The sequence below is a fragment of the Marivirga harenae genome (genome assembly GCF_030534335.1).
GTDB classification, from domain to species: domain Bacteria; phylum Bacteroidota; class Bacteroidia; order Cytophagales; family Cyclobacteriaceae; genus Marivirga; species Marivirga harenae.
On the sequence record NZ_CP130565.1, the window covers coordinates 4160245 to 4181829 of the forward strand.

21 protein-coding genes are annotated in these 21585 nt (G+C 35.5%); 13 read left to right on the top strand and 8 right to left on the bottom strand.

Features of this window, described 5'->3' with window-relative positions:
* Positions 1–239: 239 nt before the first annotated feature.
* Complete coding sequence (locus Q3Y49_RS17750) at positions 240–1472, top strand: nucleoside recognition domain-containing protein (RefSeq protein WP_303269977.1); 1233 nt, start codon at positions 240–242, stop codon at positions 1470–1472.
* A gap of 113 nt (positions 1473–1585) precedes the next feature.
* Complete coding sequence (locus tag Q3Y49_RS17755; protein WP_303269978.1) at positions 1586–1864, top strand: TIGR03643 family protein; 279 nt, start codon at positions 1586–1588, stop codon at positions 1862–1864.
* A 38-nt stretch (positions 1865–1902) separates the two neighbouring features.
* Here Q3Y49_RS17755 and Q3Y49_RS17760 read toward each other — a convergent pair whose 3' ends face one another.
* The 3 genes from Q3Y49_RS17760 to lpxK are packed head-to-tail and all read right to left on the bottom strand — an operon-like array spanning position 1903 to position 5407.
* Entirely contained in the window at positions 1903–2502 is a 600-nt protein-coding gene (locus Q3Y49_RS17760) for a MiaE family protein (RefSeq protein WP_303269979.1), read from the bottom strand.
* Between the two features lie 9 nt (positions 2503–2511).
* Positions 2512–4353 carry a putative porin gene (locus tag Q3Y49_RS17765; RefSeq protein ID WP_303269980.1) on the bottom strand — a complete coding sequence of 614 codons (1842 nt, stop codon included), beginning with the start codon at positions 4351–4353 and terminating at the stop codon, positions 2512–2514.
* 31 nt (positions 4354–4384) lie between these two features.
* Positions 4385–5407, bottom strand: coding sequence for a tetraacyldisaccharide 4'-kinase (gene lpxK, locus Q3Y49_RS17770; protein WP_303269981.1), 1023 nt, complete (start codon positions 5405–5407; stop codon positions 4385–4387).
* A gap of 83 nt (positions 5408–5490) precedes the next feature.
* Between lpxK and Q3Y49_RS17775 the strand changes: the two genes are divergently transcribed.
* The 6 genes from Q3Y49_RS17775 (at position 5491) to Q3Y49_RS17800 (ending at position 10721) form a co-directional block, all read left to right on the top strand.
* On the top strand, positions 5491–6588 hold the full coding sequence (locus tag Q3Y49_RS17775) for a Nif3-like dinuclear metal center hexameric protein (protein ID WP_303269982.1): 1098 nt from the start codon (positions 5491–5493) through the stop codon (positions 6586–6588).
* 4 nt (positions 6589–6592) lie between these two features.
* Positions 6593–7387 carry a zinc ribbon domain-containing protein gene (locus Q3Y49_RS17780; protein ID WP_303269983.1) on the top strand — a complete coding sequence of 265 codons (795 nt, stop codon included), beginning with the start codon at positions 6593–6595 and terminating at the stop codon, positions 7385–7387.
* 198 nt (positions 7388–7585) lie between these two features.
* Positions 7586–7840, top strand: coding sequence for a (2Fe-2S) ferredoxin domain-containing protein (locus Q3Y49_RS17785; protein ID WP_303269984.1), 255 nt, complete (start codon positions 7586–7588; stop codon positions 7838–7840).
* A gap of 111 nt (positions 7841–7951) precedes the next feature.
* A complete protein-coding gene (locus Q3Y49_RS17790; RefSeq protein WP_303269985.1) occupies positions 7952–9139 on the top strand; it encodes an MFS transporter in 1188 nt (395 codons plus the stop codon).
* Positions 9132–10214 carry an aminotransferase class V-fold PLP-dependent enzyme gene (locus Q3Y49_RS17795; RefSeq protein ID WP_303269986.1) on the top strand — a complete coding sequence of 361 codons (1083 nt, stop codon included), beginning with the start codon at positions 9132–9134 and terminating at the stop codon, positions 10212–10214. The genes Q3Y49_RS17790 and Q3Y49_RS17795 overlap by 8 nt, the downstream gene beginning before the upstream one ends.
* A gap of 33 nt (positions 10215–10247) precedes the next feature.
* Entirely contained in the window at positions 10248–10721 is a 474-nt protein-coding gene (locus Q3Y49_RS17800) for a hypothetical protein (RefSeq protein ID WP_303269987.1), read from the top strand.
* A gap of 25 nt (positions 10722–10746) precedes the next feature.
* Here Q3Y49_RS17800 and Q3Y49_RS17805 read toward each other — a convergent pair whose 3' ends face one another.
* Positions 10747–11346 (bottom strand): MCP four helix bundle domain-containing protein, encoded by a 600-nt coding sequence (locus tag Q3Y49_RS17805; protein ID WP_303269988.1) that lies wholly within the window; start codon positions 11344–11346, stop codon positions 10747–10749.
* 237 nt (positions 11347–11583) lie between these two features.
* Positions 11584–12072, bottom strand: a complete 489-nt coding sequence (gene folK, locus Q3Y49_RS17810) for a 2-amino-4-hydroxy-6-hydroxymethyldihydropteridine diphosphokinase (protein ID WP_303269989.1) — start codon at positions 12070–12072, stop codon at positions 11584–11586.
* 132 nt (positions 12073–12204) lie between these two features.
* Here folK and sppA point away from each other — a divergent pair, with 132 nt between their 5' ends.
* The 3 genes from sppA (at position 12205) to Q3Y49_RS17825 (ending at position 16938) form a co-directional block, all read left to right on the top strand.
* Positions 12205–13956, top strand: a complete 1752-nt coding sequence (gene sppA / locus Q3Y49_RS17815; RefSeq protein WP_303269990.1) for a signal peptide peptidase SppA — start codon at positions 12205–12207, stop codon at positions 13954–13956.
* A 64-nt stretch (positions 13957–14020) separates the two neighbouring features.
* Entirely contained in the window at positions 14021–15025 is a 1005-nt protein-coding gene (gene bioB, locus Q3Y49_RS17820; RefSeq protein WP_303269991.1) for a biotin synthase BioB, read from the top strand.
* 248 nt (positions 15026–15273) lie between these two features.
* The gene (locus Q3Y49_RS17825; RefSeq protein ID WP_303269992.1) at positions 15274–16938 is read left to right on the top strand and encodes an alpha-amylase family glycosyl hydrolase; all 1665 of its coding nucleotides are present in this window, start codon (positions 15274–15276) and stop codon (positions 16936–16938) included.
* 63 nt (positions 16939–17001) lie between these two features.
* Here Q3Y49_RS17825 and Q3Y49_RS17830 read toward each other — a convergent pair whose 3' ends face one another.
* Positions 17002–17352 (bottom strand): 4Fe-4S binding protein, encoded by a 351-nt coding sequence (locus tag Q3Y49_RS17830; RefSeq protein ID WP_303269993.1) that lies wholly within the window; start codon positions 17350–17352, stop codon positions 17002–17004.
* Positions 17353–17636: 284 nt separating this feature from the next.
* Between Q3Y49_RS17830 and Q3Y49_RS17835 the strand changes: the two genes are divergently transcribed.
* Positions 17637–19895 (top strand): FUSC family protein, encoded by a 2259-nt coding sequence (locus Q3Y49_RS17835; RefSeq protein ID WP_303269994.1) that lies wholly within the window; start codon positions 17637–17639, stop codon positions 19893–19895.
* Between the two features lie 28 nt (positions 19896–19923).
* Here the strand turns inward: Q3Y49_RS17835 and Q3Y49_RS17840 are convergent, their stop codons facing one another.
* A complete protein-coding gene (locus Q3Y49_RS17840) occupies positions 19924–20487 on the bottom strand; it encodes a YdeI/OmpD-associated family protein (RefSeq protein WP_303269995.1) in 564 nt (187 codons plus the stop codon).
* Between the two features lie 113 nt (positions 20488–20600).
* Between Q3Y49_RS17840 and Q3Y49_RS17845 the strand changes: the two genes are divergently transcribed.
* A complete protein-coding gene (locus Q3Y49_RS17845; RefSeq protein WP_303269996.1) occupies positions 20601–21071 on the top strand; it encodes an OsmC family protein in 471 nt (156 codons plus the stop codon).
* Positions 21072–21084: 13 nt separating this feature from the next.
* Here the strand turns inward: Q3Y49_RS17845 and Q3Y49_RS17850 are convergent, their stop codons facing one another.
* A complete protein-coding gene (locus Q3Y49_RS17850; RefSeq protein WP_303269997.1) occupies positions 21085–21549 on the bottom strand; it encodes a YehS family protein in 465 nt (154 codons plus the stop codon).
* Between the last annotated feature and the right edge of the window lie 36 nt (positions 21550–21585).

A 21585-nucleotide genomic window follows, 5' to 3' on the forward strand; every position in this document is an offset into this window, starting at 1 on the left:
CTATTGTCCACTGTTGCGATTTGTTGTGCATGAATTATGGATCGTTTAAAGCTTTGGAACTAACGGTATTTGATATTATAGATCTGCCAAATGGAATATCAGACTTCTTAAACATCACAGAAAAGACCATTGACTCCTTGACTTATTTTAATGATGTTCGAAATATAATTTCACCTTTTCTTTCTACAAATTTCTACTTCAATATTGTAAAATCCTGTATTTAGTGATTAATTGCGCTTATGGTTCTCAATTACATCTGGATTGCATTTTTTCTTATAGCTTTTGTATTTGCCTTGGTCCAATGGATTTTCATGGGCGATATGGAAATCTTTCCTGCCCTGACCCAGGCCACTTTTGATAATGCTAAATTAGGCTTTGAAATTTCTCTTTGGCTAACTGGTGTAATGTCATTGTGGCTAGGTATTATGAAAATTGGTGAAAAAGGTGGAATGGTTTCCATTTTAGCTAAAATCACCTCTCCTCTTTTTTCAAGATTATTTCCTGAAGTGCCAAAAAACCATCCTGCCATGGGTGCAATGCTCATGAATATTTCAGCTAATATGCTGGGATTAGATAACGCTGCCACGCCTTTAGGTCTAAAAGCGATGCATAGTTTACAGGAACTAAATCCAAAAAAAGATACTGCCAGTAATGCACAGATCATGTTTTTGGTATTAAATACTTCTGGCCTGACCATCATCCCCATTAGCATAATGGTTTATAGATCACAACTAGGCGCAGCCGATCCATCAGATGTTTTTATTCCCATTTTATTGACTACCTTCTTTTCAACTTTGAGCGGATTAATAGCTGTTTCAATAGTTCAGAGAATCAATCTATTTCATAAAAATATACTACTTTCCTTAGGTTTATTAAGCTTAATAATAGCTAGTATTATTTATTTCTTCAGCAATCTAAGTCAAGCCGAAATAGGTCCTATTTCCTCAAATATTGCTAATTTCATTTTATTCTCAATTATTATAGCGTTTATCGTTTTGGCGGTTCGCAAAAAAGTGAATGTTTATGATTCATTTGTTGAAGGAGCTAAGGAAGGATTCAATTACGCAATTATGATAATTCCGTATCTCATTGCCATATTAGTAGCTGTAGGAGTTTTTAGAGCATCAGGAGCGATGGATTTGCTAAAAGATGGATTGGAGGCAATGGTGGCCTTCGTGGGATTAAATACAGATTTTGTTCCCTCGATCCCTACGGCTTTAATGAAACCTTTGAGCGGCAGTGGCGCAAGAGGAATGATGGTAGATGCCATGGAAGTTCATGGTGCTGATTCCTTCGTTGGGAGATTAGTAAGTGTAATGCAAGGCTCTACAGAAACTACTTTTTATGTATTGGCCGTTTATTTTGGTTCGGTAAATATCCGTAATTCACGATATGCTCTGACTTGTGGTTTAATTGCTGATGCAGTTGGGATTGTTGCTGCAATATTGATAAGTTATATGTTTTTTTATTGATTACCTCTTGGGTACCAAATGTAAACCAGACAAAGACAAAACCTGTCAGGTTTTAAAACTATGCAAGTCAACTGATTTACAAAACAATCATCCTAGTCAGCTGTTTTACAAACATGAAAAAAATCAAAGATTTAAAGCCAGAAGAAATTGACAGAATAGTACAAATGGGTTGGGAAGACCGCACCACTTTTGATGCCATTTTCAATCAGTTTGGGATTTCCGAAAAGCAAACTATCAAAATCATGCGTAAGGAAATGAAGCCTTCCAGTTTCAGGATGTGGAGAAAACGCGTACAGGGCAGGAAAACCAAACATGAAGCTTTAAGAAAAGATGAGGTTAAACGCTTTAAATCTACTCGTCAAAAGTCCATTAGTTTAAACAAATATAAATAATTGAAACTCTATTTACTTGTTATCGATGCGTACTGCAGTTAATGTAACCTATCCTTTCTAACCTCCAGATTCTTCATGATTTCAGCTTCTGCCTCTAATAGTTCTGCCCATCGCTTTTTTACTTCTTCTTTAGGTTGATAGCTTTCGGCTAGTTTCAGAAAATTTTTATAATGACTTGCTTCGGAAACCATCAGTTCATAATAAAACTTCTTTAGTTCCTCATCTTGAATATGAATATGCAGCTGCTTAAATCTCTCACAACTCCTTGCCTCTATTAAAGCATTGATCAGGAGCTTCTCCATTAACTGATATTTCCTGCTGCCGCCCTTAATTTCAAGCTTCATTAATTGAGAGACATATTCATCTTTTCTCTGGCGACCTAGCTTAAAGCCTCTCTTGTCAAGTTGTTCCAGCACTCTTTCAAAATGTGACCATTCTTCTGCTACAACGGGGGTCATAACTCTTACCATTTCATCCATTTCTGGAAAATTGATAATTAAGCTCATGCATGAACTGGCTGCTTTTTGTTCGCAATAAGCGTGATCAACTAAAATATCTTCAATATTTTTTTCCGCAATATCTACCCACCTTGGGTCAGTTGGTAGTTCTAAACCTAAAGTGAACTTTTCCTTTTCCATTTTCAGCTTTTAATCGAAAAATGACCAAGTAACTCCGAAGTCGAGTATTCTTTGTTGACCGCTGTAATAAGGTGCGGTGAAATATCCCCCGGCCGTTATATCTTGGTTTAAATGTCTGAATTTAATAAATATTTGTGCTGTATTGATTTTTGCAGTGGCATATAAATCCACAAACATATAGCCAGGTACCTCAAAATAGTTTTGTAAGTGAAATTGTTGTGTAACAGGATCGTAATCATCCGCAAAGTAGGTGGATTTATAATGACCTTCGAGGCCGATGCGGGTCTCTAATTTTCCTTCAAAGACTTTATGGTAATAAAAATCTAATGTTAAGAAATGCTCTGGAATTCTAAACAAATCCGCATTTGCTCCTTCTTTTAAAGTATAGATGTAATTTCCTTCAAGATTAAAAGATCGGTATTTTGCCTTTGCTTCAATACCAGGATGCAAAAGTGGTGCTGTGCCCGAGGCTTGTTGCGGCATGGCTAAGGTATCGAAATACATATGGTTGCTGACTATTTTCAGATCTAATTTAGGCTGTATCCTAAAATAATCTTTCCATTTGACATCTAATTTCCCACTCAGCTGTTGTACTTGCTCACTTCCAAAATCGTTTTGCCAAAAGTCATGATTACCTAAATGCTGTTCATAAAAGAAGGGTGAGGCAAACTGCATACTAGAGGCTGACACTGTCAAAAAAGGAATTTTCAAGCTGGCGTCTAATCGGTAATTACCACTTACTTCATATTCCGCATTTGCTTTTAATTGCCAATTTTCTTTAGGAGCAAAGCGAAAATAACCTCCTGCATAATTTTCCACTACGGGGTTTACAGTACTTAGGTATTTACCCGTATATCTAATATCCTTCCTTTTTGCATAAAAACGATAAAATGCTTCACCAATCTCCCCTTTAAAACCAATCTCATTTTGATAATATACGAATCTACTTAAATCTACAGTTGAATCTGTTCTCAAAAGAATATCATCAAAGAAATTTACGTCTGTTTCTGCTGAAGGATTGGAGTTTACAAAAGTATTCATTCGATTTGTCCGATCAAAAACATGATAAAATTGTAAAATCTTTTTCCATTTGAATTGCTGATACAAATGATACTGCTGCCTTAACTCACCACCCTGCGCATTTCTTAAATTGATATCCTCATCATCATAATCAAATAGCTCTTCATAATCTATGACCTCGGATGAATCCTTGATCCCACCTGTTTCATTTACTTTATGGAAAGTTCGAGCAAAATTAAACATTACGTGATATTTTCGATCAGGTGAACGATAATCTGTTTGCAGATCATAAGAGTGGCTCAATACATTCAAATCTCCCCTACTCTGCAATGGTCCTATTTGTTTATCTACTGTCCATCTTCTGAAACTAAATCCTACATTCCAATTTTCATTAACGTTTCGAGAAAAGTCGATTCCTATAAATGCTCTATAATTTCCTCCAAATACCGACCTCATCTGTGTAAATGGAGATTTTGTATCAAAATATTTGAATTTATCTGGTGTTTTGACGTAAGGATCATAAACTCCAAAGCCACTTCTTTTGCCAATCACATTAGGTGCTTCATAAAAAACAGGCCGCATTGCTGTTCCAATTGTTCCCAAATTTTGATAGTAATAATCAGAAATATTTACAGGGTTCCAGTTATGAGTATTATTTAAGCTGGTATCAATCGTTTGATAGGAATCAATATTATTTTTTATGTTTTCCTCTGTAGTAAAAAGTGTGGTTTTAGCTCCGTATACATTTTTGGTAGAATCGTCCGTCACCTGAGCAAAACCAGTGGTAAATCCACAACAAAAAATCGATATGATTAGTGAAAATTTCTTCAAAACAGTCGCAAAATTAACTAAAGTCATGGATTTATATAGTACTAAGTATAGAATCTTCTAAGATTCGATGAAAAGATTCTTCGTCATCCAAAAACTGTACCATGATAGGGACATAAAAAAGCCTGGTTCGAAAAGATGTAGATAGTTCGGGCATAGATATCAATCGTACCCAATCCTTTTCTGTGGTTATAATAGTAGCATTTTCCTGTTCAGCTAGGCTTTCGATTTCTTGAATTTCTTTTACTGAAAAATGATGATGATCTGCAAAATCGAAATGCCTTAAAATTTCAACTCCTTCTCGAAGTAGAAATTCTTTAAAATGATGTGCGTGGGCTATACCTGTTACTAATATTACTTTATTCCCTAGGCCTTTATCACCTACAGATGGAATAGGACGTTCATAATTAATGGAGGTAAAAAACACCTCATTTTTCGTGTAAGAGTTGATTTTAACTCTTATTTCATTTTTCTCTTTAAGGGATATGTCTTTTGGGCATTTAGTTACTACCACAACCTCTGCTCTTTTCACGCCTGACCTTCCTTCTCTGAGTGTCCCAGACGGCAACACATAATCTTTATAAAAAAGTGAACTGTAATCTGTCAATAGTATTGATAAATTTGGCTTCACACTTCTATGTTGAAAAGCATCATCTAAAATGATTATTTCATTTTCTGGAAAATCTTGCAATATACTCGGGATCGCTAAGACTCTATCCTCTCCTACAGTTACATGAGCCTTATTTTCGAATTTCTTATATATTTGAAAAGGCTCATCCCCAATTGATTTAGGATCGTCATTCTTATTAGCTATTCTGAAACCTGAAGTTTTTCTTCCATAACCTCTAGATAAAGTTGAAATTTTATTCTCATAGTTTTTCGATATCAAAAATCTTAAAAGATATTCTACAAAAGGAGTTTTACCGGTTCCTCCCATAGACAAATTTCCCACTGAGATCACCCTGGTATCAAATCTGAACACAGGCTTATACTCTATATCATATAAATGATTACGGAATTGCATCACCCATTTATATAGAAAGCTGAACGGTGACATGATTAATTGCCAATACTTATTTTTAAAGACTTGCAAGGGCTGTAAAACTTTATAACTTTGATCGAATAGATTTAAAAGCAAATATGAGCAAAATAAAGGATATCGTCCAACATTTGGAAAGCATTGCGCCCCTAGACTATCAAGAATCGTATGATAATGCCGGTTTAATCGTTGGTGATGCCTCCAAAACCGTGAGTAATATTTTAATCTCATTGGATGTTACCGAAGAGGTAGTAGAAGAAGCCAAGGCAAAAAATTGCGAACTGATTGTGGCCCATCATCCGATTATATTCAAGGGATTAAAAAAACTTACCGGCAGTAATTATGTGGAAAGAACCGTAATTAAAGCTATAAAAAATGATATTGCCATTTATGCCTCTCATACAAATTTAGATAATATCAGCACTGGTGTAAATGCAAAAATAGCGGAGAAACTAAGTCTGCGCAACGCTGAAGTACTTAGTCCAAAAAAAAGACAGTTGGGTAAGCTTAGTGTATTCGTTCCACAAGAGAATACAAACGAATTAAAAAAAGCCTTGCATCAGGCTGGCGCTGGCCAAATTGGTGAATACAAGGACTGCGCATTTGAATCATCCGGAAAAGGCAGCTTCCTTCCCACAGAAAAAGCAAATCCAAGTATTGGTAAATCCAATAAGCTCGAAACAGTTGATGAAAATAAAGTGGAGGTCATTTTTCCAATGCACCTAAAAAACAAAGTTTTATCTGCGATGCATAATGCTCATCCTTACGAGGAAGTTGCTTACTATCTGCACCAATTAGAAAACACATATAATGACTTGGGTTCTGGAATGATTGGAGAAATAGCGGAGCCAATGGAGCCAACAGACTTTCTTGATTATTTGAAGGAAAGAATGGGCTTAAAAGTTATAAAACATACTAAAGAGATAAACCGTAAAATTAAAAAGGTTGCAATTTGTGGAGGCGCGGGTTCATTCCTGATTTCACAGGCAAAAAACAAACAAGCTGACATTTATATCTCATCTGACATTAAATATCATGAATTTTTTGATGCCGAAGAAAGGCTGATTATAGCCGACATAGGGCATTATGAGAGTGAACGATTTACAAATGAGATATTTTATGCAGTATTGAAAGAAAATTTTGCTAATATTGCACTCCATTTAGGACAGACTGTCACGAATCCGATAAAATATTATTAACTGCATGGAAAGTACTGTAGCACAAAAGCTTGATGCTTTGAAAAAATTACAAAGCATCGATTCAAAATTAGACGATATTAAAAAAGTGAGGGGAGCCCTACCTGACGAGGTAGCTGATTTAGAAGATGAGATTGCAGGCTATGAAACCCGAATTCAAAAATTTGATGATAGCGTTCAAGCCATCAGAGACGAAATTGATGCCGCTAAGCAAGGTATTAAAGAATCTGAAAAACTGATTGCCAAATATGGTGAGCAACAAATGAGCGTTAGAAATAACCGTGAATATGATGCCATCACCAAAGAGGTCGAACTGCAACAATTGGATATTCAAATCCATGAAAAGAAAATTAAAGAAGCTCAAGCCAAAATAGAAGATAAAGAAAAAGGCATTGAGGAAACTAAAGCTTTGCACGAAGACCGTGTAAAAGATTTGGAGAGTAAAAAATCTGAATTAGGAAACATCGAGTCTGAAACTACTGAAGAAGTAAGCAAACTTGAGAAAGACAGAGAAAAAGCTCTAAAGAAAATTGAAGATAGATTAGTTGCGTCTTACGACAGATTAAGAGGAAATGTTAGGAATGGCCTAGCAGTGGTTCCTGTTAAAAGAGGTGCTTGTGGCGGGTGTTTTAACACTGTTCCTCCTCAAAGACAAGCTGACATCAGAGATAGAAAAAAATTAATCGTTTGTGAGCACTGCGGAAGAATTTTGACGGATGTTGAAGATGAAATCGTGGAAGAGAAGCCAAAAAAGAAACGTACTACGAGGAAAACTACTACAAAGAAAAAGGCTGAGAAATAGCTTGTAGAAATGTATTTAAATTTCTAAAGTCTATCAGATTATCTGGTAGACTTTTTTTTTGATTAATTTTAATGCTAAAGTGTTAATATCGGCTGAAATAACTTTCATCTATAATTCTGGTGAGTTGAAAACAAAGATTGCTATTTTTCGCTATAGTACATTTCATCTTTAGGTATCAAATATAAAATCAATTACTAAGTGAAGCCATCTCAAAATTCAAACGATCACATTTTCATCTGCACTGGAAAAGACTGCAAGAAAAACGGATGTGAGGAACTTAAGTCAGAATTGAAAAAGAATATCAAATTTGGCAAAAAGAAGAGTATTAGATTAGTAAAAACAAAATGCATGGACTATTGCAAAATGGGTCCCAATATAGTTGTAAATGGTAGACTTTTACATACTTGTCAAGCCAAAGATACTCTTGCAATTTTAGAAATACTTAGAGACTAAAAAGTCAATTCAGAATCTTAACAAAGTTTTAACTCAATATAGAAACTTACCCCATTGCTATTCAGTTAGCATTACTTAATTCAATGTAGTTACATTAATTCTGACATAAATATGACCAAATCGCCTCTATACACTAAAGATTTTCTTCTACATTGCTTTAGTTACCTATTGATGGCAGTGTCATTCTATTTTCTCTTACCTACCCTGCCCACTTTTGTGACTGATGTTTTGGGTGAAAATGCGGATAAAGTAGGTTATATTATAGGAATATATGCTTTATCAGCTTTAGTTGTGAGACCCTTAAGTGGTTATGCTTTTGATAAATACGGAAGAAGAAAATTATTTCTTTTTGCCATGTTTTGTTATGCTATCGTAATGGCAGCATATGGATTAGCAGCATCTTTTATTTTTTTACTGTTTCTAAGATTAGTAAACGGTGGCTTTTGGGGCATTGTGACCACGGGTGGGGGAACTATTACTTCTGATTTAGTCCCGGACAGTCGCAGAGGTGAAGGAATCGGCATTTTTGGACTATCTATGACTTTAAGTATGGCGATCGGACCATTAGTTGGCTTGCAGATTTTAAGGGAAACTGGAAGCTATCAGGCACTATTCATTACTTCGGGAATTCTTTGTTCTCTTGCGGTGATTATGTCATTCTTTGTCAACCATCCCAAAATAAGTAACAGAAAAAATAAACTAAGTTGGGAAAATGTTTTTGAACCAAAGGTTTTAAAAGTCTCAATGGTTATGCTATTGCTGGCGTTTCCATTTGCAGGGATCATGTCATTTATCACCTTGTTTGCTAAAGAACTTTCCATTGAAAGTACGGGTATGTTTTTCCTAATTTATGCCATTGGAGTAAGTATCATCAGGCCTTCTACTGGTAAAATGATGGATAAAAAAGGACCTGCTTTCGTAATGCTTCTTAGTTTTGTAGGTACCATATCAGGACTAATACTTTTATCCCAAAGTACAGCCGAACCAAGTTTTCTTGTTGCAGCTTTTGTGTTAGGTTTAGGAAACGGAATTGTGATGCCTACGCTTCAAACTATGGTCATTAATATGGTGAAGGCTGAGAAAAGAGGGGTTGCTACAAGTACTTTCTTTTCATCTATTGATTTGGGGATAGGAATCGGTGCTTTTTTCTTAGGAAACATAGCAGAAATTTTTTCTCTATCTCAGATGTACTTATTTTGCGCTATCGGTATGGTGATTCCTGCTGTTCTATTTTTTGGAATAACACTGTCCGACTATAAAAGAAAGTCCAAAATCAGTATAGAGACCGCCAATGTTTGAATTATTCTTTACTCCAGGCCCGTCAGCTTTATATTTTACTGCTGAAGAACACATTAAAACCGCTTTAAAAAAAGGGGTATGCAGTACCTCCCACAGAGGTCAGCAATTCAAAGATATCTACCGGGAATGCCAGCAGAACTTGAAACAGTTGATGGATATTCCTGAGGACTACCATGTACTGATTACCTCTTCGGCAAATGAAGCTTGGGAACGAATCATTGAAAATTGTGTAGAAAATGAAAGCTATCATGTGAGTATGGGAGCATTCTCTCAAAGATTTGCAAAGATCTCAACACAACTTGGAAGAAAAGTTCATGAATTAGTAGTGGAAGATGGGACTGTTCCCGATTTTGATAAGATTGAGGTGCCTCGAGATGTTGAACTTATAACGCTTTGTTTGAACGAGTCTGCATGCGGAACTACCATGCCTCTAGAAACCATCAACGCTATAAGACAAAAATATCCAGACAAATTGATAGCTATTGATGGAGTTTCAGGAGTTCCAGTTATTCCAATTGACTTTAAGAGTATTGATACATTGTATTTCTCTGTTCAGAAAGCTTTTGGTTTACCGGCAGGACTTGGTATCTGGATCGTGAATGACCGATGCTTAGAAAAGGCAATGGCTTTGGAAGCAAAGGGAAAGATGATAGGCTCTTATCATAGGTTGCCAGATATGGTCGAAAAAGCCGCAGTCTATCAAACTGCAGAAACCCCTAATATTCTTGGGATTTATACATTGGCAAAAGTGGCAGCTGATATGTTAGAAAAAGGAATACTTGCTATACGAAGGGAAATTGATTATAAATCTGCTATTCTAAATCAAGTTATTGAAGCTCATCCCCAACTACATCATTTTGTGGCAAATGAAAAACACCGCTCAAAAACGGTGAAAGTCATAAAGTCCGACTTTGAGAGTAATCTATTAATAGACCATCTTAAAAGCAAGAAAATCCATATTGGATCTGGTTATGGGGCTTATAAAAAGGAACACATAAGAATAGCTAATTTCCCAACTCATTCCAAGGAACAAACTGAAATGCTAGTGGATTTAATTGAGGCGTTTAGGAGCTAAATCATATTTAAAAGAACCAAAAACTATCGACCAATGAAAAATATCCTGATTATTATATTTCTGACCATATCGCAATTAGCATATAGTCAATTTGATGCTCCTTTAATTGAGCGGAAGGGAAACCTAGTCCAGAATCGATACTACATTTTAGGCAAAGAAGTATCTGAGAGACAAGTGCTGAAGAAGATGAGGCCTTACCAAGTTTCTCATAAAATGATGAAATCATCAAGACGATTGGCATTTACTTCTTCTTTAATAGCTGGATTTGGCGCAGGCACTTTTATACCCACCTTTTTCGACCCTTCTCCTCAAGTTACATTACCATTACTGATAACAGGAGTCAGTTTAATTGCAATTGCAGTTCCAATAAAGCAAAAAGCAAACAGGAAAGCAGATGAAGCGATCGACTTATATAACTCCAGAGAACTGATGGGTGAAAAGGGCACGAAAGCCGAATTCAATTTAACCTTGTCATCAACTGGAATTGGACTAATGATGACTTTCTAAAAAAGATAGCTATCCGACAACATGACTATCTTTCCTTTTTCGGGCTATATATAATCACTATTTGAATGACAATAGCTAGAAAAATCATAATGTAAATTTCAATTTGTGTAAACAAATCTACGGTATCCATAGCTCTCCTACTTTTTTCAAATTGTCTACTTCCCTCTCTGAGTTGAATCTCCGCTAGATTTTTTAAATCTCTTTTAACTACTTGAAATTGATTAAGAAGTGAACCGTCTTTTACATAATTAGACTGTATAAAATTCTTTTCGATCACTTTTAAATCGGCTAAGTTCTTTTGAAAGTCATTTAAAAACTGTGCCTCCTTAACAGTTAATTTTGTTTGAGCATAGCTTATTAGATGACCATCAATTTCCTTATTGATTTGTTCATTCATCTTGCTGTAAAAGCTAGAATCAGCCTTTATAGCAGCAATCTCTTTTTGATGAATATCTTCAGAGATTTTAAGGATCAAATCTTTAACAACAAGTCGGTCTTCATAAATTGACTCAACAGCCTCACTCATCTGAGAAAAATTACTTTTATCTACCAAGTTAGTAGTTATAACTAGGGTGAAAACTATCAAAATACCTAATATCCACTTTATTTTATCGAATAGATCCATTGAGTTTTTTTTTTGTAATAATAACAATACGTAGAAATATAAAAAAGGCTATCTTGAAATTGAATAATAGCCCGTCAAATTTCTGTTGCCTTTTGATTAACTTTCTCTTTTCTATTTCTGATGATTAAGAGGCACTTTGCCACAGCAGTAAAAAGATTCAATTTTTGTAACTAACAAAAATATCTACTTGAGCATATATTTCAACAAAATCATCAGGACTTTCCTTTTTCCAAAGATCTAACAATCTTCAACAACGGAGACATTCAGATGATCTTTACACTTTTCTAGTAACTGTTTTTGATCTAATTGAAAGACAGGATGAATAAAATCAGGACAAATCTCCACCAACGGAATTAAAGTGAATCTCCTTTCGGGAATTCCAGGATGAGGAACTGCCAGTCCTGCTTGATTAATGACTTGGTCATGATAATACAAAATATCAATATCAATTAAACGCTCGCCCCACTTCACCTTTCTGACCCGTCCTAATTCGAGCTCAATCTGCTGGATTACACCAAGTAATTTTTTAGGGCTATATTCGGTTTTCACCTGCAAAACCTGATTAAGAAATGCCTGTTGATCTGTTTTTCCCCATGCTGCGGTCTCGTAAACTGAAGACTTACTAACTAAGGTAACACCCTTTTTTTCTAAAGCAGCAATTGCCTGATTTAATATCTCTTCCCTATTTCCTAAATTGCTTCCAAGCAGCAAGAATACCCCTTCCATAATTAAGTTTAGCCTTCAGTAGAATTATACTTTTATATCAAATTATTTTATAGCTAATTTGCAATAAATTACAATATTAATGGAATTAGTATTGCATTAAAATTTAAATGATTATCAATCTTAATTATTATTATGAAAAGTTTTTTTAAAATATTCTTCGCTAGTCTGCTTGCACTAGTAATTTTCTTTGTTGGTTTCTTTTTTATTTTCGCAGGAATTGCCTCACAAGATAGCGAAGTTAAAATTGCCGACAATTCCTTTTTGGAGATAAAACTTAATAGACCGATTGTAGAGATGACTTCTGACGACCCATTTGCTGAGTTTAGTCAAGCTCTAACAAATGAACCAACACCAATTAGTTTGATGGATATTTTAGAATCTATTGAACAAGCAAAATCGGATGAGAAAATCAAAGGCATTTATTTGGACGCCCCATTTGTAATGGCAGGTTTTGCCCAAATCGAAGAAATCAGAAATGCGCTCATCGATTTCAAGGAATCGGGGAAACCAATCTTGGCATATGCAGAGGCATACTCTGAAACTGGTTATTATGTGGTATCAGTAGCAGATAATATTATTTTAAATCCTGCCGGAATGTTGGAAATGAGTGGTCTATCGTCCGAAGTTACTTTCTTTAAAGGAACATTTGAGAAATTAAATGTAGAGCCTCAAATATTCAGAGTGGGTACTTTCAAAAGTGCAGTAGAACCATTCATCAGGAAAGATATGAGTGACGCCAGCAAAGAGCAGATAAGTGTTCTTTTAAATTCTGTTTACGGAGTTTTTATCAAAAATATTGCTGATGCTAGAGGAATTGACGCTGCTGAATTAAGATCGATTTCAGATCAATTGAAAGTAAGAACAACCGAAGATGCTCTCAATTATAAATTAGTTTCTCAATTAGGATATTACGATGAGGTTTTAACGAAAATGAGAGAAATCGCTGGACTTGAAGAGGGTGTGAAAATTCCAGTTACCTCTGTAAAAAAGTATAGCAAATCCTTTGTTGCAGAAAAATACAATACGAATAGAATTGCTGTCATTGTTGCAGAAGGAAACATTGTATCAGGTAAAGGTGGTGAAGGTAGCATTGGATCAGACGTATTTGCTAAAGAAATCAGAAAAGCTAGACTAGATGATAAAATCAAAGCAATTGTATTGAGAATTAATAGCCCAGGAGGAAGTGCTTTAGCTTCTGATGTAATGTGGAGAGAAGTAAAATTAGCTAAACAAGTAAAACCAGTTATTGCTTCTATGTCAAGTGTAGCTGCATCTGGAGGATACTACATGGCTATGGCCTGCGACACCATAGTTGCTCAACCGAATACCATAACGGGTTCAATAGGAATATTCTCGATTATTCCCGATTTATCGAAATTCATGGACTCCAAATTGGGAATCACATTTGATAGAGTAAGCACAGGTGAGTATTCAGATTTATACACGGTAACTAGAAGCTTAAATGAAGGCGAGAAGAAAATCATACAAAATATGGTAGAAAGTGGATATGAAGACTTTACTTCCAAAGCAGCTGAGGGTAGAAATATGGCTATTGATGAATTATTAAATGTAGCCTCAGGAAGAGTTTGGTCTGGAATTGAAGCTAAAGACAATGGTTTGGTTGACGTTTTAGGTGGATTTAATGATGCCGTAAATATTGCAGCACAATCAGCCGGCCTTGAAGAGGGAGATTTTATGAAAGTTTATTACCCGGAAAAACAGCCATTTATTCAACAACTGCTCCAAGAAATGGGTTCTTCAGCTAAAGTGCTGCATAAAAAGTATACTTATGGAGAAATGGCTCACTACCTTGAAGAGTTGGAATATGTAATGGAAAATAAAGGATTACAAACAAGAATGCCATTTGATTTGGAAATCAAATAATTTGCACCTTTTTTTACATTATAGTTAGAATTTCAGCTTAGCTTACCCAAAAAGAAAAACTAATATGACAGAAATAAGGAACGACTGGACAAAGGAAGAAATAGAAAAGATATATAATCAACCAATTTTAGAACTCATTTATCAAGCGGCTACCGTACACAGGGAGTTCAATGACCCTTCTGAAGTGCAGGTTTGTACATTATTGAGTGTAAAAACAGGTGGTTGCCCCGAGGATTGTGCTTATTGCCCGCAAGCTGCTAGATACCATACTGATGTAAAAGTTCATAAGTTACTACCAACTGAAGAAGTGTTGGAAAGCGCAAGAATTGCAAAAGAAAACGGCAGCACGCGTTTCTGCATGGGTGCAGCATGGAGAGAAGTACGAGATAATAGAGATTTCGACAGAGTATTGGAAATGGTGAAGGGTATTAATGAGTTGGAGATGGAGGTCTGCTGTACCTTAGGTATGCTCACTGAATCTCAAGCTCAAAAATTAAAGGAAGCCGGGCTGTATGCTTATAATCATAATTTAGATACTTCTGAAGAGCATTACGATGACATTATCAGCACTAGAACTTATGATGACAGGCTTGATACAATTGGCAATGTTAGAAAAGCAAAAATATCGGTTTGCTCTGGTGGTATAATCGGATTGGGCGAACAACATGAAGACAGAGTAGGCATGTTGCACACGCTAGCTACCATGGAAGAACATCCAGAATCAGTTCCAGTGAATGCTTTAGTACCAGTACCCGGAACACCTTTAGAGAAACAACCAAAAGTTTCTGTTTGGGAAATGGTACGAATGATTGCAACAGCCCGGATTACAATGCCAAAAGCAATGGTAAGATTATCTGCAGGAAGAGTAAGAATGAATCAGGAAGAGCAAGCATTATGCTTCATGGCGGGAGCTAATTCAATTTTTGCTGGCGATAAGTTATTAACAACTCCAAATCCTGAAGTAAATGAAGATGCAGAATTATTTCAGACATTGAATTTAAAGCCACGAAAAGCTTTCAAGAACGGAGAGCCAGCCGTAGAATTTCAGCAAATACCAGGATCAAATTAAGAATTAGTAATTATATAATTAAGGATTAAAGGGTGGCAAGTAGCTGCCCTTTTGTTTTTTGCTTAGTACTGAATTTATGTATTAATAATTTAATTAGAGATTAAAATAATTAGATTCCTTCCTTCGAAGGAATGAAGGTCCTGTCTGGCTTTTTGCAATAAGTTGATTGAATCAAAGCCCTTCAATAATTGCCAAACCCAATTTTTATTAGCAATTTCAACCCTTTATTTTTTAAACCATTTTTAACTATGAAAACCGCACCGCTATTACTTTTGCTTTTATTCATCTTAGGCTGTAATTCACCAGAAGAGTCGAAAACAACTTCCACCAAAGATGCTCCTTTTATGTGGGAAAATGCTACTGTTTATTTTCTGTTAGCAGATAGGTTCAATAACGGAAATCCGAACAATGACTATAACTTTGGAAGGGAGAAGGATGGAGCAACACTCAGAAATTTTATGGGAGGTGATATAAAAGGCATTACTCAAAAAATAAAAGAGGGCTATTTCAATGACTTGGGTGTGAATGCCATTTGGGTCAATCCATTAGTCGAGCAAATTCACGGATCTGTAGATGAAGGCACTGGTAAAACATATGGATTTCATGGGTACTGGACTAAAGACTGGACAGCACTGGACCCGAATTTTGGTACTATGGCGGATCTGGGCGAACTGGTAAAAACTGCTCATGAAAATGGTATTAGAATCTTACTAGATGTGGTTATGAATCATACCGGCCCAGTAACTGAACAAGATCCAATTTGGGATGGATGGGTAAGAACTGATCCTAATTGTACCTACCAGGATTGGGAAAGCACTGTGAAATGTACGCTAGTCGACAACTTACCAGATATTTTAACTGAGTCGGAAGAAGAAGTGGAACTACCTCAACATCTACTGGATAAATGGGAGCAAGAAGGCAGACTGGATAAAGAATTGGCCGAGTTGGATGAATTCTTTGAACGTACAGGATACCCGAGAGCTCCAAAATATTATCTAATTAAATGGATTACGGATTATATCAAAGAATTTGGTGTAGATGGATTTAGAGTGGATACCGTAAAACATACTGAAGCTGGCATTTGGGGCAAATTATATGCAGAAGCCTTAAAAGCTTTAAAAGACTGGAAAAATGAAAATCCAGAAGAAAAATTAGATGACTTGGATTTCTATATGGTAGGTGAAATCTATAATTATTCAATTTACGATGGTCTAAATTACACTTATGACGGTGATACTGCTGTTAATTTCTTTGACGAAGGTTTTCATAGTATGATTAACTTCTCTTTAAAGTGGGAATTGAAAGACAAACATCCGGATGAGGTATTTTCTACTTATGACAGTCTTTTGAATAAAGGCGAATTGAAAAACAAATCAGTATTGAATTATCTATCTTCTCATGATGATGGAAATCCTTATGATGCAGATAGAACTAATGTATTCAATACCGCTGCCTATTTAATGATTAGTCCAGGTGCAGCACAAATATATTATGGAGATGAAACCGCTCGTTTATTGAATGCCGAAGCCGAGGGAGATGCCAAATTACGTTCCTTAATGAATTGGGATGAATTAGAATCTGATGCGAAACGAGACGGATACAGTATTAAAGAAATCCATAATCATTGGCAAAAATTAGGACAGTTTAGAAAAAACCACCCTGCTATTGGGGCTGGTACTCATCAAAAAATATCAGATTCCCCTTATACATTTAGCAGGTCATTAAATCACAATGATTTTGACGATAAAGTCGTAGTTGTGATGGAAGAAAACGTGAAGGAAGTAGATGTTCAAGCTATTTTTGAAGAAAATCAGAAAATACGAAATTACTACACGGGAGAAACCGCAAATGTGGAAAATGGTAAATTAAGGTTTAAGAAAGATAGTAGAATACTGCTTTTGGAAAGCGTTTGAAAAGAAAACCCGCAAGTTTGAAAAATCTTGCGGGTTTAATATTATCAACTTAACAATGTATTTCTACTCGTTGTGCATCCATTCTTTTTTAGACATTAACTCGCCATCTGTCTCTTCATTATCAGGGTCGTCCACACAACAATCTACTGGACAAACAGCGGCACACTGCGGCTCTTCATGGAAACCAGTACACTCTGTACATTTACCAGTCACAATGTAGTAAAACTCATCAGAAACAGGTTCCTGCATTTCTTCTGCATCTACTTCCGTTCCATCTATAAGTTTAGCTTTTCCAGAAAGCGAGGTACCCCCTGCCCAATTCCATTCCACACCACCTTCATATATTGCTGTATTAGGGCACTCAGGTTCACAAGCACCACAATTAATACATTCATCTGTAATCATTATTGCCATAACTGAAAAAATTTAAGCTGTTTAGCTAATTTAGTTAGTATAACAACAAAATTACAAAGAATAAGTTTGAGCAAACAATATTCTATCTAAAATTATTTAAGTTTATAATGAATTTAAACAAGCGGATAGGTCAATAATTTCACTATTGGGAATACTCGAAGCTAAAATTGGAGCAAGAGCAAAAAAAACAGTCACACTCATAAATCTAGCAAATACTAAAAAACCACATCTAAAAGAAATCAAATTCATCTTTATTGAGTATAATAGTAAAGGCTCAAATATCTATGACAAAAAACCTTCTCCAAAAGATTCAAAATTTTATAGGAAGCTCTGATTTTCTTAAATCTGTTTTGGTCACTTTCGGCATTGTTGTGCCCGTTTTTGTGGGCATTCAGATTAACCAACTCCCCTACTTCCTCAGTATATCTATTGGCGTCTTTTTAACATCCGGAAGTGACGTACCTGGCAGCCGCAAGCATAAAAGCGTTGGGATTTTGATTGCGACTTCTATTGCTATGCTTGCGACCATTGTAACGACTTCAGTTGCGTCTAATATATTATTGTTGTTACCAGTAATGGCTCTGATGATTTTTGGGATCTCGTATATTTCAGTCTATGGTTTTAGAGCATCTTTGATTTCCTTTGCTGGATTATTAGCCATAGTCCTTAGTTTTGCTCATGAGCAAATCGGTTCTGCTGTTTTCATCAATGCTATGTTTATTGGCGTAGGTGGACTTTGGTATTTAATGTTATCTACCGTTTCCCACCGCTTTCTGCAGAAACGTCAGATCAATAACAAATTAACAGAATGCTTTCAACTCACAGCGGAATATATTCGAATAAGAGGGAAATTAGCACTCACTAGTCAATATGGTAAAGAACTCAAAAACAAACTCTTTGATTTACAAGTCAACCTTAATGAAACGCATGAAGTTTTAAGGGAACTCTTACTAACCGAAAGGCAAAGCTCTGGATTTTCTAACTACAAAAGAAAGCAACTACTGATCTTCATCGAACTGATCGATATTCTAGAGCTATCCATGGCAAATCCTGCCAATTATGAACAAATCAATAAGCTTTTTAGAAATCAACTGCAATTCGTTGAACCTTTCATTGAATTGATATTTGAATTGTCCAACAGAATAGACCAAATGGCAGAGGCTATGCAAAAAGGGGAAGAGCTACCACACAGAAATGACTTGGAGCCTACGATCGAAAAGTGCAGAGAAAAGATTCAGGCCTATGTAGAGGAAGTAAAACTACCCAACGCAAGAGAAGGCGCCTTGCTACTCCACAATCTGTTAGATTATGAAGAAAATCAACTCCAAAAAATTCAGTCTGTTGAAAGAGTTTTTTATGATTTGGAAAATCAAAGTCAAGTTGGCTTGAAAAATAAGGAGGGTCGGCAGTTTATTAGCCAACAAGATTATGACTTGAACATCTTAAAAGAAAATTTCAGTTTTAAATCACCCATCTTCAAGCATGCTGCTCGTTTGACGGTAGCCATGCTTTTAGGGTATGGGATTGGTACCTATTTTTCATTGCAAAATACCTATTGGATTTTATTGACTATAGTAGTTATCATGCGGCCAGGATATACTTTGACCAAAGAACGCTCTAAGCATCGATTGTACGGTACATTTATTGGTGCTGGAATAGCAACAGTTATTGTTTTGTTAACACAGAATATATATATTTATACTGTCCTATCTATCCTATCGCTGACATTGGCACTAAGTTTTATCCAGAAAAATTATAGAACTTCCTCAATTTTCGTAACCACCAGTATTGTCTTTATTTATGCTCTAATCAATCCTGATGCATTTGAAGTCATTCAATTTCGAATTATCGACACTATCATTGGAGCAGCCATCGCTTTCTTGGCTGGTGCATTGCTTTGGCCCGCATGGGAATCCGCCAGTATTAATAATACGATCATTCAAACGATACGAGCAAACCGTAAATATCTTTCTGAAATCGATCGATATTATCACAAGTCAGATGGGCTAACCAGTTATAAATTAGCCCGGAAGGAAGCCTTTTTAGAGATGGGTAATCTAAATGCGGCCTTTCAACGAATGAGTCAAGAGCCGAAATCACAACAAGAAAATTTAGGTAAAATAAATGAATTAGTGGGTCTAAATCACACCTTTTTGACTGCGATGGCTGCTTTAGGAACTTTCATTGTAAATCATAAAAATGATGAGGTTTCGAAAGACGTTGAGGTTATCATAAAAACTGTGGAGACTAATTTAAGACAAGTCCTGCAAAACTTACTGCGTAAAATTCAAACTAAAAATACGAGTCAAGAAGTACTGGAAGCAGCCTACCAACATTTGGAACAGAAATTTGAAAACCTTGTTGCTATCCGTACTGCGGAACTTGAAAGCGAGAATTTTAAACCTATCGATCCCGAATTTAGAAAAAATTTACAAGCAACTAGATTAATAACAGATCAGCTGAAGTGGTTGGTTACTATTTCTGGGAATTTAAAAAAGGTGGTCAAAACTATAAATCAAGAAACTGAAGAACAAAATCATTAAAAGACATTAATCCTAAATTTGCATGTGATCACTTTCTATATTTATCATTCAGTCCTTTCCCTTCCAGTACCATAGGCTTGATTTTTTCTAATCTAACGATTTGAGTAGCCTCCCGCTTTGCTGTAGAAAGATGCTCCACATATTCTTTTTGTTTAAATGGAGTAAGCGAATCAAAAGCATTTTTAAATTTATGGTCTTTAGTAAAAGCTTGGACCAAAATATCTGGTATTTCTAACTCTTCTGATTTCTCTGGTTTCCAACGTAAATCATTCTTTTCGTTTTCAATTGCCTCCTCAATATACACTGAAATCCGACTTTCATTCATTTCATCGGCAGAGGAAAACCTCCAGTGACGCATGGCTTTAGTTTTACCTTCTTGTGCATTTTCCAAAACTTGGTAAGGATCCTTTAGAAATACACCATTAAAAAACCACAGACTAACGTAATTTTTAAATGCTCTTATTAAGAGTACATTTCCATTATTTACAGTATAAACATCACTTCCCCATTTAGTTGTTTTTACCAATTCAGTTTTATCAATAATGGCTTTCAAAAATTCAAGCTCTTTTTGCCATATTTCAGAATTTTTCATTTCTCAAATATTAAAAAGTTTTTTCAATATACTAAAATACTGAAAGTCTAGAAATGAATTAATACTAAATTAGATTTTACTAATTTCACAGTTCTTTAAGCGCAAATGTAGTTATGAAATCACACCGCTATCACTCTTTCATAAAATGGACAGGTAATTATGGAAAAGGGACAAAGTCTTATTCTTCCTATGACAGATCATATGACATCATAATAAGTAATAAACCAACTTTAAAAGGAAGTGCAGACTCTGCTTTTAGAGGAGACGCTAGCATGCATAATCCTGAAGACTTATTTCTAGTATCCCTGTCCTCATGCCACATGCTTTGGTATCTCCATTTATGTGCTGACGCTAATATAACTGTGGTCAACTACTGCGATAAAGCTTCTGCTAAAATGAATATATCTGAGGGAGGAAAAGGCTTTTTTGAAGAAGCCACCTTAAGGCCTCAAGTGATAATTCTAGAAAAAGATAAATTTGAATTAGCCAAATCCCTTCATCAACAAGCCAATGAGTATTGCTTTATTGCAAATTCCTGCAATTTTCCAATACACCATAAGCCAATTATTAGCATTTTAGACTAGTCACAAGTTGGACTTACTTCCCCTCCCTATGTTTTAATTGAAGGCCATTAAGAAAATTTCTTAAATACTGATCTAAGAAGGGTCTATACTGGTTCTGTTTTGGGTTCCTTAAAAAAGCTGTAACCTCATGAGAACTAACTGGTTTTCCAGCTAATTTAAAGGCTACTATTATATCTTCTGTCTTTAAATTAAGTGCAATTTTAAGTTTCTTTAGGATATCGTTATTTTCAAGTATTTTCTCGGGCTTTGGTTGCACGCCTTCCCTTTTACCTCTTTTGGTGTTGATCAATCCATTTAAGAATGAAGCCAATTGATCATCATGAATATCTTTATAGTCCTCGTGATCTTCACTTTTCAGCCAATCAGTTACCAATGACCTCGATACTTTATAATCTGCACTATCGAAAATAGTAATCATTTCTTCATCACTATAATCAAAAATATAGCGAACTCTCTTCAAGATATCGTTATTGGTCATCAGTTATGTGGTTTTTATAATTAAAAAAAGACTGTT

Excerpts from the sequence above, each read along its gene's own strand:
- Q3Y49_RS17750 (WP_303269977.1), top strand. The coding sequence starts at position 240 with ATGGTTCTCAATTACATCTGGATTGCATTTTTTCTTATAGCTTTTGTA.
- Q3Y49_RS17755 (WP_303269978.1), top strand. The coding sequence starts at position 1,586 with ATGAAAAAAATCAAAGATTTAAAGCCAGAAGAAATTGACAGAATAGTA.
- Q3Y49_RS17760 (WP_303269979.1), bottom strand. The coding sequence starts at position 2,502 with ATGGAAAAGGAAAAGTTCACTTTAGGTTTAGAACTACCAACTGACCCA.
- lpxK (WP_303269981.1), bottom strand. The coding sequence starts at position 5,407 with ATGTCACCGTTCAGCTTTCTATATAAATGGGTGATGCAATTCCGTAAT.
- Q3Y49_RS17775 (WP_303269982.1), top strand. The coding sequence starts at position 5,491 with ATGAGCAAAATAAAGGATATCGTCCAACATTTGGAAAGCATTGCGCCC.
- Q3Y49_RS17780 (WP_303269983.1), top strand. The coding sequence starts at position 6,593 with ATGGAAAGTACTGTAGCACAAAAGCTTGATGCTTTGAAAAAATTACAA.
- Q3Y49_RS17790 (WP_303269985.1), top strand. The coding sequence starts at position 7,952 with ATGACCAAATCGCCTCTATACACTAAAGATTTTCTTCTACATTGCTTT.
- Q3Y49_RS17795 (WP_303269986.1), top strand. The coding sequence starts at position 9,132 with ATGTTTGAATTATTCTTTACTCCAGGCCCGTCAGCTTTATATTTTACT.
- Q3Y49_RS17800 (WP_303269987.1), top strand. The coding sequence starts at position 10,248 with ATGAAAAATATCCTGATTATTATATTTCTGACCATATCGCAATTAGCA.
- Q3Y49_RS17805 (WP_303269988.1), bottom strand. The coding sequence starts at position 11,346 with ATGGATCTATTCGATAAAATAAAGTGGATATTAGGTATTTTGATAGTT.
- folK (WP_303269989.1), bottom strand. The coding sequence starts at position 12,072 with ATGGAAGGGGTATTCTTGCTGCTTGGAAGCAATTTAGGAAATAGGGAA.
- sppA (WP_303269990.1), top strand. The coding sequence starts at position 12,205 with ATGAAAAGTTTTTTTAAAATATTCTTCGCTAGTCTGCTTGCACTAGTA.
- bioB (WP_303269991.1), top strand. The coding sequence starts at position 14,021 with ATGACAGAAATAAGGAACGACTGGACAAAGGAAGAAATAGAAAAGATA.
- Q3Y49_RS17825 (WP_303269992.1), top strand. The coding sequence starts at position 15,274 with ATGAAAACCGCACCGCTATTACTTTTGCTTTTATTCATCTTAGGCTGT.
- Q3Y49_RS17830 (WP_303269993.1), bottom strand. The coding sequence starts at position 17,352 with ATGGCAATAATGATTACAGATGAATGTATTAATTGTGGTGCTTGTGAA.
- Q3Y49_RS17835 (WP_303269994.1), top strand. The coding sequence starts at position 17,637 with ATGACAAAAAACCTTCTCCAAAAGATTCAAAATTTTATAGGAAGCTCT.
- Q3Y49_RS17840 (WP_303269995.1), bottom strand. The coding sequence starts at position 20,487 with ATGAAAAATTCTGAAATATGGCAAAAAGAGCTTGAATTTTTGAAAGCC.
- Q3Y49_RS17845 (WP_303269996.1), top strand. The coding sequence starts at position 20,601 with ATGAAATCACACCGCTATCACTCTTTCATAAAATGGACAGGTAATTAT.
- Q3Y49_RS17850 (WP_303269997.1), bottom strand. The coding sequence starts at position 21,549 with ATGACCAATAACGATATCTTGAAGAGAGTTCGCTATATTTTTGATTAT.